This window comes from Agrobacterium genomosp. 2 str. CFBP 5494 (assembly GCF_900013495.1).
GTDB classification, from domain to species: Bacteria; Pseudomonadota; Alphaproteobacteria; order Rhizobiales; family Rhizobiaceae; genus Agrobacterium; species Agrobacterium pusense.
On the sequence record NZ_LT009719.1, the window covers coordinates 1,193,155 to 1,209,403 of the forward strand.

13 protein-coding genes are annotated in these 16,249 nt (G+C 56.5%); 9 read left to right on the plus strand and 4 right to left on the minus strand.

What is annotated here, in order from left to right:
• Positions 1 to 104: 104 nt before the first annotated feature.
• The 3 genes from AGR2A_RS20340 to AGR2A_RS20350 are packed head-to-tail and all read left to right on the plus strand — an operon-like array spanning position 105 to position 3,769.
• Positions 105 to 2,315, plus strand: a complete 2,211-nt coding sequence (locus AGR2A_RS20340; protein ID WP_072493336.1) for an ATP-binding protein — start codon at positions 105 to 107, stop codon at positions 2,313 to 2,315.
• Positions 2,308 to 2,763, plus strand: a complete 456-nt coding sequence (locus tag AGR2A_RS20345; RefSeq protein ID WP_037092067.1) for a response regulator — start codon at positions 2,308 to 2,310, stop codon at positions 2,761 to 2,763. Before AGR2A_RS20340 ends, AGR2A_RS20345 begins: the two co-directional genes overlap by 8 nt.
• 13 nt (positions 2,764 to 2,776) lie before the next feature.
• A complete protein-coding gene (locus AGR2A_RS20350) occupies positions 2,777 to 3,769 on the plus strand; it encodes a sensor histidine kinase (protein WP_042936693.1) in 993 nt (330 codons plus the stop codon).
• 43 nt (positions 3,770 to 3,812) lie between these two features.
• Here the strand turns inward: AGR2A_RS20350 and AGR2A_RS20355 are convergent, their stop codons facing one another.
• Positions 3,813 to 4,187 carry a response regulator gene (locus AGR2A_RS20355; protein WP_006699868.1) on the minus strand — a complete coding sequence of 125 codons (375 nt, stop codon included), beginning with the start codon at positions 4,185 to 4,187 and terminating at the stop codon, positions 3,813 to 3,815.
• A gap of 210 nt (positions 4,188 to 4,397) precedes the next feature.
• Here AGR2A_RS20355 and AGR2A_RS20360 point away from each other — a divergent pair, with 210 nt between their 5' ends.
• The 6 genes from AGR2A_RS20360 to AGR2A_RS20385 all read left to right on the plus strand — a co-directional run bounded on the left by AGR2A_RS20360 (position 4,398) and on the right by AGR2A_RS20385 (position 12,789).
• Positions 4,398 to 5,852 (plus strand): sensor histidine kinase, encoded by a 1,455-nt coding sequence (locus AGR2A_RS20360; protein WP_072493335.1) that lies wholly within the window; start codon positions 4,398 to 4,400, stop codon positions 5,850 to 5,852.
• Positions 5,849 to 6,286 carry a response regulator gene (locus tag AGR2A_RS20365; RefSeq protein WP_004445914.1) on the plus strand — a complete coding sequence of 146 codons (438 nt, stop codon included), beginning with the start codon at positions 5,849 to 5,851 and terminating at the stop codon, positions 6,284 to 6,286. Before AGR2A_RS20360 ends, AGR2A_RS20365 begins: the two co-directional genes overlap by 4 nt.
• 4 nt (positions 6,287 to 6,290) lie before the next feature.
• Positions 6,291 to 7,328 carry a sensor histidine kinase gene (locus AGR2A_RS20370; protein ID WP_072493334.1) on the plus strand — a complete coding sequence of 346 codons (1,038 nt, stop codon included), beginning with the start codon at positions 6,291 to 6,293 and terminating at the stop codon, positions 7,326 to 7,328.
• A gap of 499 nt (positions 7,329 to 7,827) precedes the next feature.
• Positions 7,828 to 9,282, plus strand: coding sequence for an HlyD family efflux transporter periplasmic adaptor subunit (locus AGR2A_RS20375; RefSeq protein WP_072493447.1), 1,455 nt, complete (start codon positions 7,828 to 7,830; stop codon positions 9,280 to 9,282).
• A gap of 148 nt (positions 9,283 to 9,430) precedes the next feature.
• A complete protein-coding gene (locus AGR2A_RS20380) occupies positions 9,431 to 11,395 on the plus strand; it encodes a glycosyltransferase family 2 protein (RefSeq protein WP_080823320.1) in 1,965 nt (654 codons plus the stop codon).
• Positions 11,396 to 11,490: 95 nt separating this feature from the next.
• The gene (locus AGR2A_RS20385; RefSeq protein ID WP_072493446.1) at positions 11,491 to 12,789 is read left to right on the plus strand and encodes a hypothetical protein; all 1,299 of its coding nucleotides are present in this window, start codon (positions 11,491 to 11,493) and stop codon (positions 12,787 to 12,789) included.
• 84 nt (positions 12,790 to 12,873) lie between these two features.
• On the opposite strand, the gene AGR2A_RS20390 is transcribed toward AGR2A_RS20385, so the two are convergent.
• Genes AGR2A_RS20390 through AGR2A_RS20400 form a run of 3 tightly spaced genes read right to left on the minus strand, consistent with a single transcriptional unit; the run spans position 12,874 to position 16,120 of the window.
• Positions 12,874 to 13,755 (minus strand): carbohydrate ABC transporter permease, encoded by an 882-nt coding sequence (locus tag AGR2A_RS20390; RefSeq protein ID WP_080823321.1) that lies wholly within the window; start codon positions 13,753 to 13,755, stop codon positions 12,874 to 12,876.
• Positions 13,752 to 14,840 (minus strand): carbohydrate ABC transporter permease, encoded by a 1,089-nt coding sequence (locus AGR2A_RS20395; protein WP_072493332.1) that lies wholly within the window; start codon positions 14,838 to 14,840, stop codon positions 13,752 to 13,754. The genes AGR2A_RS20390 and AGR2A_RS20395 overlap by 4 nt, the downstream gene beginning before the upstream one ends.
• 11 nt (positions 14,841 to 14,851) lie before the next feature.
• Positions 14,852 to 16,120 carry a sugar ABC transporter substrate-binding protein gene (locus AGR2A_RS20400; RefSeq protein WP_072493331.1) on the minus strand — a complete coding sequence of 423 codons (1,269 nt, stop codon included), beginning with the start codon at positions 16,118 to 16,120 and terminating at the stop codon, positions 14,852 to 14,854.
• Positions 16,121 to 16,249 lie beyond the last annotated feature (129 nt).

Genomic DNA, 16,249 nt, shown 5'->3' on the forward strand with positions numbered 1-16,249 from the left:
CGGCGAAACAATTTCGCGTAAGCAAACGTTTACATCCGTAGAATAATGGCTAGGCTGGCCGCGTTTTGAGCAGGCCGTCGATCACAGAGCGGCTGGAGAAAGTCATGAGCTCAGTCACGCCGAAGCTGGATAGTTGCGGCGCCGAGCCCATCCACATTCCCGGCGCTATCCAGCAACATGGCGCACTCTTCGTGCTGTCCGCGCGTCAGTTGGCCGTCGTGCAGGCGAGCGATAACCTGCAGGATTTTCTAGATGCACCTCTATCGATCGGGGTGATTCCAGACCGGGGAACATTGCCTTTTATCGAGGCGTTACCGGCTTGGTATTCCGGTGACGACAGCAGCTTCAGATATGTCTGGACCGAAAAAAAACTCGATGTCTCGGCGCATCGGTCGGGAAGCGTGATCATCGTCGAGCTTGAGAGAACAGGCCCGGGCGCATCCGCCGAAGCGCTGATGAGCGAATTGACAGGCCTCGCCCAATATCTCAACAACACGCCGTCGCTGGGCGACGCACTGTCTCGAGTTGCACAGCTTGTTTCCTCGATCAGCGGTTATGACCGGACCCTTATTTATGACTTCGGTCCCGACTGGAGCGGTCATGTCGTGGCGGAAGCCGGCAGCGGGGCGTTACCTTCATATATCGGGCTTCGCTTCCCGGCCGGCGACATCCCGCCACAGGCGCGCAAGCTTTATACGGTCAACCGTCTGCGTATGATCCCGGACGTCGATTACAGGCCCGTGCCTGTCATGCCGCAGGTCAACTCGGAAACGGGCGCAGTGCTCGATATGAGCCTTTCACAGCTCCGCAGCGTTTCGCCCGTTCATCTGGAATACATGCGTAACATGGCGACGGCGGCCTCGATGTCGGTGTCAATCATCGTCAATGGCAAATTGTGGGGGCTGATCGCATGCCATCACGCCGCCCCGCACTCCGTCTCGCTCGCCGTGCGCGAAGCCTGCGATTTCGCCGCCCAACTCCTTTCGATGCGGATCGCAATGGAGCAAAGTTCTCAGGATGCTTCGCGCCGGCTGGAACTTGGTCATGTCCAGGCTCGCCTGCTCAAGCGGATGGCGGCGGCACAAAGATGGGTTGACGGCCTCCTGGGCGGGGAGAGCGAAAAGGACGATCTGCTGGAGCAGGTGGGGGCTGAGGGAGCGGCACTCCTTTTTGGCGATGAATATCATCTCGTGGGCAAGACCCCCTCGCAGGAGCAGGTCGAAGGATTGATCCGCTGGCTTGGCGAGCGCGAGGTTGCAGACCTATTTGCCACAGACAATCTTGCCGGCGATTATCCCGCTGCTGCGGCATTTGCGTCCGTGGCGAGCGGGATCATCGCGATGCGGGTTTCGGAATTGCACGGAAGCTGGCTGATCTGGTTTCGGCCGGAAGTCGTAAAGACGGTGCGCTGGGGCGGGGATCCGCACAAGACAGTGCATGAGAGCGGGCGCATTCATCCGCGCAAATCGTTCGAAACCTGGAAAGAGCAGGTGCGCAACACAGCTTCACCGTGGTCAGCGCCCGAGCTTGCAGCGGCGCGGGAGTTGCGTGGCGCGATCATCGGCATCGTCCTGCGCAAGGCGGAGGAAATGGCGGATTTGACGAAAGAATTGCAGAGGACCAACAAGGAGCTGGAGGCATTTTCCTACTCGGTTTCGCATGATCTCCGCGCGCCCTTCCGTCATATTGTCGGTTTCGCTCAGCTCTTGCGCGAACGCAGCAACGCCCTGGATGAAAAATCGCTCCACTATCTGCAGATGATCTCCGAAGCGGCACTCGGCGCAGGCAGGCTCGTGGATGATCTTCTGAATTTCTCGCAGCTCGGCCGCACCCAAATCACAATGGTGCCGGTAGACATGGAGAAAGTCGTGAACGAGGTTCGCCGCTCCCTCGCTCATTCCATCGCTGATCGGCAGATCGAATGGCATATCGGCAATCTGCCCGTATCGCTCGGAGATCCGACCCTGCTTCGGCAGGTGTGGTACAACCTCGTTGACAACGCGATCAAATATTCCCGCCAGAAACCCGTTTCGATTATCACCATTTCCGCGGCAGAAACCGAAGGTGGCGTGACCTACTCGGTCGAGGATAACGGTGTCGGCTTTGACATGGCCTATTACAGCAAGCTTTTTGGTGTGTTCCAGAGATTGCAGCGGGTAGAGGATTTTGAGGGAACGGGAATTGGACTTGCGCTGGTAAGACGAATTGTTGAACGCCACCACGGTTCGGTCAGCGCTAAGGGAACTGTGGGAGAGGGAGCCACGTTCTCCTTCACATTGCCGGTTACGAAAGTTGAAGAGGAAAAAATTGCCTGAACTCAGACCTATTCTTCTCGTGGAGGATAATCCACGCGATCTGGAATTGACGCTAACTGCGCTGGAAAAATGTCAACTGGCGAACGAGGTCGTCATTGCGCGTGATGGTGCCGAAGCGCTTGATTATCTCAACGCCTCGGGTAGCTTCCACAACCGGCCTGCCGGTGATCCGACCGTGGTTCTTCTTGATCTCAAGCTGCCGAAAGTTGACGGGCTCGAGGTCCTCCAGACCGTTAAGGGCAGCGATCACCTCAAGCATATTCCGGTCGTCATGCTGACCTCCTCCCGTGAAGAACAGGATCTCGTAAAGAGCTACGAACTCGGCGTGAACGCCTTTGTGGTGAAGCCGGTGGAGTTCAATCAGTTTTTTAAGGCGATACAGGATCTTGGCGTGTTCTGGGCCCTGCTGAACGAACCGCCGCCGGGCGCGCGCCGCAATGGTGCTTGAGGCGATGCCGCAGATGGAGCAAAGCAAGCTTCTTCTTCTCGAAGACAGCTCGGTTGATGCCGAACTGATCGAGGATCAGCTTTCACGGATCTCTCCGCCCCCTGTCGTGACCAGGGCGGTGGGTAAAACTTCCTTCATCGAGGCTCTGGAAAATCAGCAGTTCGATATCATTCTCGCAGATTTTTCCCTGCCGGACTTTGACGGCATGGCTGCGCTTGATGTCGTCATGCAAACGAGACCCGACACGCCCTTCATTTTCGTTTCCGGTGTTCTCGGCGAAGACGCGGCGATCGATGCCTTCAGGCGCGGCGCCACTGATTATGTCCTGAAGCAGCGACTGGCGAGGCTGCCCTCCGCAGTCGGTCGCGCTCTCGCGGAAGCACGGGAAAAGGAGGAGCGGAGACGGGCGGAAATGCACAAGGAGCTGCTCGTCCGCGAACTCAGCCATCGTGTCAAGAACACGATGGCGATGGTCATTTCCATCATTCGGCGCACTGCAAAAGGCAGTTCATCCGTAGAGGATTATCAAGAGAGGCTCGTGGCCCGCGTGAGTGCGCTCGCCGAAAGTCATGCCCTGCTTTTCCAGAGCAACTGGGGACAAACCGATCTCAAGGATGTCGTGAAGCGGGCAATTGAACCCCATAACACTTTTGCCAGCCGCGTCGAGCTCGACGGTCCTGACGGGGTTAGCGTATCGCCTAAATCCGCATTGGCGCTTGGCATGATTTTACATGAACTGGTGACGAATGCGCAGAAATACGGTTCGCTTTCAGAAGCAACCGGGAAGGTGCAGGTCTTCTGGAAAAGGCTTCGTAACGATGAAGGCCGGGACCTTATCGAGCTGCGCTGGCATGAAAGCGGTGGCCCGCCCATTTCCGCTCCGCTGGAGACCGGTTTCGGAACGACCCTTGTTACAAGGGGAGCCCAGTACGAGCTGCAGGGCGACAGTGAAATCCGCTATGATCGCGACGGCCTGAAATATCGGGTGATTTTCCCTCTGGACTGAAGTTTCGCCTATCAGCGTTACCGGACGTTGCGGTATTTTCCCGCTAGCCGGTATGCGCGAATTCGGTCGCCAGAACATTCGGGAGATTATCAAAATCGCACGGCTTGGAAATGATCGTCAGCCCTGTCAATTGCGTGCGAATACCGGGTATCTCGGCATATCCGCTGCAGATGACGAAAGGTATGCTCTCGGCCCTCAGTCGTTCGATCACGGGAAAGGATAACTCGCCCTTGAGATTGAGGTCGATGACCGCTCCATCCAGATCGGTTGCGCTTATTTTCTCCAGCGCTGCGGCTATATCGGAAACCGGCCCGATGACGTCGACACCGAGGTCGGACAGAAAGTCCTCCATATCCATTGCCAGAAGGGCGTCGTCTTCCAGAACGAGGATATGCTTTCCCTGAAAATCATATTGCATAGCTTACCGCATTCACATGGTCGCAGGCGCGCCCGGACATTTTACCAACAGCGCTGAACGCCTGAAGATCGAGGTGGTTCCACTCTTGTGTAAAAAGAAATCATTCGCATCCGTCGCTTGCGTACTCTAGTTTGTGCCGCGAACTAACTGCCTACCGGGAATGTTACTGCTGTGACTGGTTTTTCACCGTTTGCCCAGCGAAGCCTTTTGATGCTTGCTGTTGGCGTTGCAATTTTGATTGGCATGGTCTCCACTTCTTTGTGGCTGGTGCAGGTGAATAATCGCTATTCCCAGGAAACGGCGGAACTGCGCCGTGTCCGTGCCGCAATTCTGGATGTGCTGACGACGATGCAGGACGTCGAAACCGGCCAGCGGGGATATCTGCTTACCAACAATCGCGAATATCTGGGGCCTTACGAAGAGGCCCTTCAGGGCTTGCCCGAACGCCAGGCGCGACTTCTCGATCTTCTGAAAGGGGAAGAGCGATATAAGCAACCTCTCGCTGGCTTGAAGCAGGCGATCGACGCAAAGCTCTCCGAGACACGCGAAACCATCGATTTGCAGCGCGCGGGTCGCATTACCGAGGCAGCCGAGGTCGTTCGAAATAACGACGGCAAACGCTTCATGAATGAGATCAGGAGTGTTCTGTCGGACCTTCAGTCGGATACCGACGATCGCCTGCGCGTCATCGTTGCGGATCAACTGGGCGCCGCCAATACACTTCGTTGGGTAACGATTGGCGGTGCCGTTGCAATTCTCATCGTGGTCGGCGGGTCGATACTGCTCGTCTTTACTTATATTCGCGCGCTAAACAGGTCGCGGGAGGATGTGGACGAACTCAATCGCCATCTTGAGGAGCGTGTCGAGGAAAGAACACGCGATCTTCGCCGGGCCAACCAGGAAATTCAGCGCTTCGCTTATATCGTTACTCATGATCTGAGGGCGCCGCTTGTCAACATCATGGGCTTCCTTTCTGAATTCGATACGTCGCTGAAGCCGGTCACCAACTATGTCCTGGCAGATGGAAAAACGCTGACGCAGGACGTGATCCGAGAGGCGCGGCTGGCGGTTGAGGAAGACATACCCGAAGCCATCGGGTTTATCCGTTCATCGACCCGCAAGATGGACCAGCTGATCAACGCCATTCTGAAGATATCCCGTGACGGCCAGCGCAAGCTTCAGCCGGAGAAAGTCGATATCGAAACTTTGCTCTCCTCGCTTTCAGAGACCGTGCGCCACCAGATCACGGCCAATGGAGGCGAGATTCATGTCGACACGCCCAAGCTGACAGTCGTGACGGACCGCATATCTCTCGACCAGATTCTAGGTAATCTTCTCGATAACGCGGTGAAATATCAGATGCCTGGGCGCCCTCTGAGGTTAACGGCACGCGCCTATCCGGCCGGGCGCGGCGCGATCGCCATTGAAATTGGCGACAACGGGCGCGGTATCGGTGAGCAGGATCTTGAGCGTGTCTTCGAACTGTTTCGTCGGGCGGGCGAACAGGACCAGCCCGGTGAAGGAATAGGTCTCGCACATGTCCGTTCGCTAATCAGAAATTTAGGAGGTGACATTAGGGTGGAGTCGCGACTCGGGGAAGGCAGCACATTTATCTTGCTGCTTCCGAGTGACCTCAGAAGAGTAACGAAGGAAGGCGACAAATGAAAGCGACCGGTCAGGAAGTAACGATCGTGATGATCGAAGACGACGAGGGACATGCCCGTCTGATCGAGAAGAATGTGCGCAGAGCAGGTGTCAACAACGAGATCGTGCCGTTCACACTCGGTGCAAAGGCGCTGGATTATATCCTGGGCCAAAGCCGGGACGGGCTCGTCAGCAAGGATCGCTATCTGCTCGTTTTGCTCGACCTCAATCTCCCCGACATGTCCGGCATCAGCATTCTCGAGCAGATCAAAAGCAATGAATACACCCGCCGTCTGCCTGTCGTGGTTTTGACGACCACTGATGACGAAACCGAAATTCAGAAATGCTATGATCTCGGTGCGAATGTTTATATAACAAAGCCGGTCGACTATGAGGGCTTCGCGAATGCCATCAAAAATCTCGGCCTTTTCTTTTCCGTAATACAGATACCTTGAAGGCATGATGGCTCTGCACGTTTTGTATGTCGATGACGACCCGGCTCTGGCGCGGCTTGCGAGCCGCGTCCTTGGTCGCCACGGAATGGAGGTGGTCCATGCCGCGTCCGTTGCTTCCGGGCTTGAGCTTTTCCAAAACGGGCAGTTCGATGTCGTCGTTCTCGATCACTATTTTCAGACGGCGACGGGAATGGAGTTTCTGGCGGCGATCGAGACGGTGCCGGCCCGGGTTCCCGTTCTTTACGTAACGGGGTCCAACGAGGCCCAGATCGCCATAGACGCGCTCAAGGCAGGTGCCGCCGATTACGTCATCAAGAATGTTGGAGACGACTTTTTTCCGCTGTTGCTGGCAGCCATCAACCAGGCGCTTGAAAACCATCGCCTGCGCCAGACAAAAGAGGAAGCTGACCGTCTGCTGATAAAGGCCAAAGAGCATGCGGAAATGATGGTGAAAGAGATGAACCATCGCATCGCGAATAGTCTCTCACTGGTTTCCGCCATGATCCGGCTGCAGATCAATACGCTGAAGTCCCAGGAAGCAGAAACGGCGTTGCTGGAGACGCAGAGCCGGATTTCTGCGATCGCCGGCGTTCATCGCAGTCTCTACAATACAGCGAATGTGGGTCTCGTATCCCTGAATTCTTATCTCACCTCGATCATAAGCGACCTGTTCCAAGCTGTTCCGGGCTCTTCCTCCATCACGGTCGAAACGTCGCTCTGTGAGGTTGATCTGAACGCCGACCATGCCGTTGCGCTCGGTGTCATCGTCACTGAACTTCTGACAAACGCGCTCAAATATGCCTATCCGGATCAAGAAGGCACAGTGCGCATTAACCTGTCCGCCCAGGACGGCCGGTTCATTCTTGTTGTGGAGGATGACGGCGTCGGTGTGAAACCGGATTCAGCCCCTCGCGGCACCGGTCTCGGCACCAAGCTGATCATGGCGATGGCGCAGAATATTGGCGCCCGGGTCGAGCAGACGCACACGCACCCGGAACTCAAAAAAGGCACCCGTTTCTCGATGATATGGAATGAACGGTGACGGCATGGCCGCCGTGCCTCGCGATTATATCTCGATATAACGGCTGTCTAGCGGAGAGCGATTGGACCTCCTGGCCGTCCCCATAGCCTTCAGCGCGAACGAATGGTCAAAATATTTTGCCCGAAGCACGGAAGAGTGAAGCCGCTTTCGGCGCTCAGAGCAGAGCGACCTGCCGCCAAAGCGATTCTTTAAAATTTTCTCTCTGCCATAGTGGAAACGCGGTACATTCTCAGGTTGTGCACCCCGGTCGAGCAAAGTGCACAAGGCGGGTGCCGGCTGCCGCTATAAAGGCACAGCTAATATGGAACCACTGAAATTTGACCCAGGAAGTTTTCATGGGTGAAATTTTGCGTCCATAAAGCCGGCAGATGCATAGTATTTCGGCAATTTCGGAAAATGTCTTAATGCAATCTTAACGATGTTGCGCTGCAAAAAAACTTGATGGACTATTTTAATACTGCGGGAGGAAATGCTGTTCAACAAAACAGGAGTTCGTGCCATGCTGTTCCGCAATAGAGATAAAGAAAAACCTCAAGGCGCCTCGGTCAGGCTGGCCTCATATACTGTTCTCGGTGTTGTCGCCACAGTGTTTTCCTCCTCCGTGTTTCCACCTGTCTTCACTTCGCAGACAAACCGCGCCTTGATCAATGCTCCCGTCATTCCGCTGACGACCCCCATCAGTGGCGTGGTGAAAATATCCGGTAACGGCAGGGCGGCTGTTGAAAACGACAAGGTCGACAACACCACTCTGATCGGCCTGAAAGTGCAACTGGCGGCGCTCGACAATGAACTTCGCCAGAAAAACGCGATTATCGGCGATTATGCTAGCCGGGTCGACAATCTGAACAATGATCTTCTCAGCCAGCAAGCGGCTTTACTGCAGAGAACAGAATCCGACCTTGAAGCGGCAAAGGCTGCTTTGCAGATGGTGACCTATTCGACCCGCATCGCGAAAGCAGAAGCGGTGCGCAAACAGAAGCTGGTTGCCAAGGGTGTTTATTTCGGAATTGGCGACGACATCGCCGATACGATACAACTTGAAGATACAAAACTGCAGGCCGCGAAAGTTGCCGTCGACAAGCTGAACAAGGAAATGAGCTTCGCGCGCCAGGGCATCTATATCGGTTCCGATCTGCAATCCCTGCAAAATCTTCAGCAGGAAATCCGCACAAGGTCCGCTGATCTGCTGCAAATCCAGATGCAGATGACGACCATGCAGACGCGAAAAAGCGAACTCGAAGCGCTTGCCTCCGCGGAGGCCGCGCGTATCGACAGACTGACCCGCGCCGATCTCGCCATTCCGCCGGGCACGACGCTTTATAAGCCGGTTGCCGTGACGGGACGTGAAGTGGTGGCCGGCGACACCTTGGCGGAGGCGCTCGACTGTCGCAACGCTTTCGTCGTGGCAATTTTTTCCGAACGTCAGGCGCAGGCCCTTTCCGTGGGTTCAAGGGTAAAGGTAAATGCCGATGCCTGGGCGCAGGAGGCTGACGGGGTGGTAGAGCGGCTGGTGCCCCGAACCACCGAACGCGTCGACCTCGATTATGCCGTACCGTTTCCCCCCACGGAGCGGCGGGAGCTTTACGCTTATATCCGCATGGCCGGGACATCCGAGAGCCAGTTTATGAAAAACGGTGTCTGTTCGGTCGGTACCTGGGTGAGTGTAAGTCTACCGCGCGAATGGCTCGGCAAGACCCGGGAATATGTTCATGAGGCATCGGCAAGCCTCTTCCAGTTTGCGCAGGCATCCGCCAGCGAAATGCCCGACGTGAGGCAGGCCGCCTGGACGCTCATCGAGACATCACGAGAGAAAATATTCGAGCAGATGGGCATGGGCGGGCAGCCGCAACAGCCGCCGGGAATAGCGGCGCACACTACAAAGCCGGATATCATCACGCAGCATGCGATCAGCGGTGCAGATGCCACCGCGAAAGCACCGCGCACCCAATCCTGACACCCGCATGGATTGGGCAAGCCCCTGCGGGCGCGTCCACGACGCCCGCAGGGCGACCCACCTGTTTCACACAGTCGAAGCAGCCTCATTCGCGCACGCTATCGGGCGCGGCTTTTGGGACGTATCCGGTCAACCATGAGGACAAGCGATGTATTTCACTTCAGAGGGCGATGTTCAGTCCGTCCTTTATGTCAATCTCATCATCGCCCTCTGCGCGATCCTGTTCACCATGCTTGCCGACCCGCGGCGAACGCTGGACCGGCTGGCGTTCAGCACCATCATGCTGCTTTCGCTCAGCGTCTATATTTTGTGGCGCGCCACCGATACGCTGCCTCCCTTAGAGCTTTCGCTGGAAACCGCCTGGAATTACATCTATTTCACTTTCGAACTGATCTCCGTGCTTTATGCGATGGGATCGATCCTGATCCTGACAAGACGAACGGACTGGTCTTCCATTGCAGACGAAGCCGAAGCCGGGATTACGGGCGATCCCAATGCGCCGCTGGTCGATGTGTTCATCTGCACCTACAATGAACCTTTGAACGTGCTTGAAAAATCGATTGTCGCGGCGCAGGCAATGCAATATCCGCGGTTGCGCGTTTTCGTCTGCGACGATACGCGCAGGTCCGAGGTTCGGGACTATTGCGAAACAGTCGGCGTCAATTACGTGACGCGGCCGGACAATAACCACGCAAAGGCGGGGAACCTGAACAATGCGCTTGTCCACACCAATGCGTTGTCGGAAGTTTCAGATTTCATCATGGTTCTCGACGCTGATTTTGCGCCGCAGGCCAATTTCCTGTCACGCGTGACCGGACTTTTTGCCGATCCCAAAGTGGCCGTGGTGCAGACACCGCAATTTTATTTCAACAGCGACCCCATCCAGCATAATCTCGGTGTCCGCAATTCCTTCGTGGATGATCAACGGGTATTCTTCGACGTATTCCAGCCTGCAAAGGACGCGGTCGGTTGTGCGTTCTGCGTCGGAACGAGCTTCGTTCTGCGGCGGGCAGCGGTGAACGAACTCGGAGGTTTCCCGCATGATGCACTTTCGGAAGACATGCTGCTGACCTACCGGTTGATGGAACGGGGGTATGTGACACGCTGGCTCAATGAAAAGCTCAGCGTCGGATTATCGGCAGAAGGCCTGCCGGAGTATATCACGCAGCGCACGCGCTGGTGTCTCGGCACCATCCAGATTGGACTTTTGCGCACCGGGCCGCTGTGGCGCGGCGATTTCACCCTGACGCAGCGGCTGCATTATCTGCACGGCCTGTTCTGCTGGCTTTCGAAACCCTTCATCCTTTGCCTGCTGCTCGCGCCTTCCATCTATTGGCTGACCGGCGTTTCCGCGCTCCAGGCCGATGAGTTGATGTTCATGCAACTCGGTCTGTCATCGCTTGCGCTGTTCTGGGCCTATTCCACCTGGATATCGGGAAAGCGCACACTGCCGCTTTTCACCGAGGTGACACACGCACTGACCGCCGTTCCGATCACGATCACGCTTTTTCAGGCCATGCGAAAACCTTTCGGACGCCCTTTCAAGGTCACGGAAAAGGGCGGAGACAGGTCACAGGTGCGCGTTCACGGCCCGACGGCGCTATTCTTTGCCCTTGTAACCCTCACTTCGGCCATCTCCGTGCTGATTGCCGTTTATGGATGGGACGCACCCGTGGAATTTTCGGCGCGCGATTGTCTCAACCTTATCTGGTCGGCCGTCGCCATGGTGATTGCCTTCATCAGCCTTATCTGCTGCATCGAATTGCCGCGTTTCGACAGGGAGGAGCCGATCAGCGTAAACCTTGGCGGACAATTACGGCAGGGCAATGCGGTGACAGGGGTGAAGATCGTGGCACTGTCGACTGAAACCGTGACGCTTGCGGGTTTCACTTCTTCTACAGAAGCGCAGGCCATATTCGTGCCGGAGGTGGGCTGGTTGCAGATCGATGCAACAAAAGACCAGCTAATACCCGGAAAATTCTGCCTTGCTGCAACCGCCGAGCAGCATCGGGCTATCCTGCGGCTGCTTTTCCGCACTGCACCGGAAAATGTGGCGGAACAGGGCGACCTGATAAAATCCATGCAGATGTTGCTCGCAAGGGCCTTCAGCTAATCAGGGGGCGATTGAACAGGACTTTGCCGGACACAACACGGTCCCGATGGCCGGCTGCCGCCTTGAAAGGTTTCGATCAAACGGGAATTGCGCTCATGCCTCTCAGATCGATCATCCCTGCGATCCTGATGTCCTGTGTCATGACAGTGTTGGCTGGAGGTGACGGGCGCGCTGCATCCGGATCCGTCCGCGATATGCTCGCTTCGCGCTTATGCGCGGGTCTTGCCGGGAAGATGGATGGTTCTCCCGCGCCCTTCGTGTTCCGCAGCTTCGAGCCTGCGCCAGGTGGCAAGGCGCTCGATCCGGCGCTTTCAAATACGGGTTTCACCTATGACAATGCGCTGGCATCCATCGCTCTTTTTGCATGTGGGAAAGACGCAGAAGCAACAAGGGTTGCCGATGCGCTGCTGCTGGCCGTGAACCGTGACCGCCGTTACAGTGATGGCCGCCTGCGCAACGCCTATCGCTCCGGCCCGGTCGTCAGCAAAACGGAGGTTATGCTCCTGCCCGGTTTCTGGAATGCCGCCAGCAATGCCTGGGTCGAAGACGGCTATCAGGTCGGCAGTGCGACAGGCAATCTCGCCTGGGCGGCCCTTGCTCTGCTTACCGCCTCTGAGCGCTCCGACAATCCAGCCTATTTGCAGGCCGCGGCAAAAATCATGCGCTGGATCGATGCATATACCAAGGGTGACAGCGACATCGGTTACACAGGCGGCACATTTGGCCACGAACCGTCTCCGGTGAAACTCGACTGGAAATCGACGGAGCACAATCTTGACGTTTACGCCGTTGCCAGCTGGCTCACCGAGAGTGGGGACGATAAAACTTGGCGGACGATGCAGGACAGGGCAGGCAAGTTCCTCGACGCCATGTGGAATGAGCAGCAGGGTCGTTTTTATGTTGGTAGCCTGCCCGGCAGCGATCGGCCCAATTTAACCCAGTCGGGAATAGATTCCGAACTCTGGCCCATCCTCGCCGTTCCGGAATTCCGCGGCCGCGCCGAGCGCGTGCTGGAATGGATCGACCGGCACTATGCGGTCGGGGAAGGCTTTGATTTCAACGATGACCGGGACGGCATCTGGCTGGAAGGCACGGCGCAGGCAGCGCTTGCGTTTCAGCATGCAGGCCACGCCGGGCGCGCCGAAGCCCTGCTTGCCACCATTGATGTTGAGGTATCGCCCGATGGTCTGGTCTATGCCACTGTCGGGCCGGAGTTGACGACGGGGCTGATGATCGGGCCTGCCTCGACCTCTGCCGATTTCAAATATTTCAGACTGCCGCATGTCGGCGCTACTGCCTGGGCAATCCTGGCGGCGAAAGACTGGAACCCGTTTTTGAGAGAGAGCAGTTGCACGCGTCCCTGTCGGAATTATACCCGTCCCGGCAGGGGGTAAGGAGGATGTTATTGTCGTGGGATCGCGAGAAGACCGGATGGCGGCGGGCCTGGCGGTTTAAGATGTCGGGCAGCCTCCAAAACGCTATCCCTTTATTCCGCTTGCTGCGATGCTGGAGATGAAAAGTCTCTGCAGACACAGGTAAAATATCAGCACGGGCAGGGTAATAATGGTGAGATAGGCCATGACTTCACCCCAGGGCGTATTGAGCTGGAAGAAATACTGCAGCCCCACCATAACCGGCCGGTAAGCCTCGGACTGCGTGACGAGAAGCGGCCATAGATACTGCTGGCTGTACATGACGAGAAACTTCAAGATCGCAGCTGTTGCGATCACCGGCCCGCTGAGCGGCATTACCACCTGTGCGTAGATACGCAGCCAGCTGGCTCCGTCGATACGTGCCGCCTCCAGTAATTCCTTCGGCAGATCCTTGAAATATTGGACGAAGAGAAAAATCGTCAATCCGTCCGCGATCCATGGAATGATCTGCACATGCCAGGAATTGAGCCAACCCCAGGTAAACCCGCCGCTGCCGATCCATGGCAGATTGTTAACCTCCAGCAGCAGCGGCACTGCAATCGTCTCAAACGGAATAATGAGCGTGGCGAGAATGATCGAGAAGAGAACGTCCTTGCCGCGCCAGTTCAAAAAAGTAAAAGCGAAGGCGGCAAGCGAGCCGAGCAGCAGGGCGAGAAATACGGTGACGCCAGTTACCACAACGGAATTGAATATGAAGGTTGCAATCGGCGCCCGGGCGAAAGCCGCAGTATAGTTTTCGAGCGAAAGATCTCCCACCGGCAGGAAGGCTCGTATCGAAGTCGCATCGCTCAACAGCTGGTCGTTCGGTTTTAGCGATGAGAACCCCATGAACAACAGGGGTAGGATGAAGATCCCCGCGAAGGCGAGCATGAGCGCGTAATTGCCGATGAGAAAAACGGGACTTTTGCGGCGTCCGGCCTGCATCATTGCTTCTCCCTTGTCAGGTAGCGCTGGGTGAGCGAAATGCACAGGACAAGCAGGAAAAGGACGACAGAAATTGCGGAGCCCGCGGCTATGTCCTGCTGGCGGTATCCTCGCTCAACCGCCTGATAGACGATGCTCTGCGTAGAGTCGCGAGGCCCGCCTTTGGTCATCACATCGATCTGCGCAAAAAGCGCAAAAGCCTGCATGGTAATAACGATGATAACGAGTACGGCCGTGTTGCGCAGCAGCGGCCAGGTTATCATGCGGAACTTCTGCCAGCGGCTCGCGCCTTCAATGTCCGCTGCCTCGTAGAGATCGGGCGAGATAGTCTGCAGGCCGGAAAGCCAGATGACCATATGGAAACCGACGCCCTGCCAGACTGACATCACCAGAATGGCCCATAAGGCGGTATCGGTTCTGCCCAGCCAGTCGACGGGCTGGAAGAGCCCAAAACTCATATAGCTCAGAAGGCTGTTCAAGAGCCCATTATCGGCGGCATAAATAAACCGCCAGAGAAGCGCCACCACGACCACCGACAAGACCACCGGCATGAAATAGATCGCACGAAAAATCGTGACGCCGGGGATTTTCTGGTTCACCAACAGGGCAAGAAACAGCGCTAGCGCCGCCTGAACCGGCGCGACCACGACCACGAAGGAAAGGGTGTTTACGACGGCGGTCAGAAATACGACGTCGCGTGCGAGAATGACGATCCGGTTCTCGCCCCAGCTGAAGTTCTTATATTCCCGCATTCCGTCCAGATGAGGATAGTCGGAGTTGTTGCGGGTGAAATTACGAATTCTCGGATAGGAGATGGAGCCATCCGCATCCCGGCTGATGCTTCCATTGGCCTGCCTTTCCGGCTTGAGCGTCAGCACACCGACGCCCAGCAGCCGGCTGTAGTTTTCAAAGCCGACGAACTCCGTCGGGTTGGGAGATGTGAGCCGCTGGTTGGTGAAGGAAAAACCCAGCCCCAGCAGAAATGGTGTGATCAGGAAGAGCCCGATCAGCACCACCGCCGGTGCGGCCATGAACCAGCCCGTGAAGCCGTCCCGGGCCGGTTTTCTCTGTGAAGAAAAGAGCGCCATCGATCACGCCCCTATTTGGGTTGGTAACCGGAATTGCGTTCCAGATTGTTGTTTATCTCGTCCGTTGCATTATCGAGGGTATCGGCCACATCCGCACCGTTGGCAATGTCGGAAAGAGCCTTGGAGAAGACCGGCGAGATGAAGGCGTAGGCCGGAGTGACAGGACGCAACGTACCCTGGCGTCTGGATAGTTCGAAGAAAACTTCGAGCGGGCCGCCCTTCTTGTAATTCTTCGTCATCTGGGCTGCCGAGGGCGTGGCCGGGATAAGACCGATCGCATCCGAGAACTGCGCGAGATATTTGTCCTGGATGGCGAATTCGATGAAGGCGGAAGCGCCTTCGGGATGCTTGCTGGTGGCCGAAACGCCAAACTGCCATGACCCCGCGCCGATTTTCGGACCCTGCCCGAAATCAGGCGCAGGCAGGAAAAGCAGATCGTCTCCATATTTTTCCAGAGCCTTCACCGCAACCCAGTTGCCCATCCATTGCAAGGCGTGGCGACCTTCCACAAATCCGGTTTCGTGGTCGGCGGGTGATTGCGATGTCCCGGGGGCAAGCTTCTTGGCGAACAGGGATTGCCACCACTCCCCGAACTTGACGGCATTGTCTCCATTGAGGAAGTCCTCGGCGGTTCGATAATTCGCCTTGTCGATCAGGCTGCCGCCGAAACTTTCCAGAAAGGGACTGAAAGCATAGCTGTACCATTCGGTTTTATCGGCCATGCCGAGATCGATGGCATATTCGAACTTGCCGCTGGCAGCGAGCTTCTCAAGGGCTGCGTTGAATTCCTCGCCGGTCCACGGCTGTTCAAGAGTTGGAATGCGGATACCGTTTTCATCGAGCACCGATTTCCGGGCGAAAACCGCCACGGCAGCGTCCCACAGACCGACCGAATAGAGCATGTCTCCCCACCGGCCCACGGCGCCGGGCAGGAAATTCGCAAGCTTTGTCTCGTCGATCTTCAGTGGTTGCAAATATCCGGACCACGCCCAGTTGGGCATGTTCGGACCGTCGACATCCAAAATGTCCGGCAGCTTGTTGGAAAGCGCAGCAGCGGTGACGGATTCATTATATGCATTCTGGGGGAATTCCTGAAGCGAGACCCGCCAGTCCGACTGGGACGAGTTGAAGTCCTCGATGATACCGGCCAGAATCTTGCGTTCTTCAACATTGCCTGCGCCGTGATACCACATCGTCAGGTCGGTCTGGGCCAGTGCGGCGGTGGAAAAAAGCATCGACAGGGCAGTTGCTGCCCCCGCAAAAATGGCTCTGCTGGTCATAGATGGTCCTCCTCCTCACGAAGGGTAACTTCAACATCTACAGATTGTTCCGCAGAAATTTGCGTCCAGACGCTATGCGGAGAACCGCGTTTTAAAAAATGCAGACAGGATCGCGGATTTGCCCCGCCC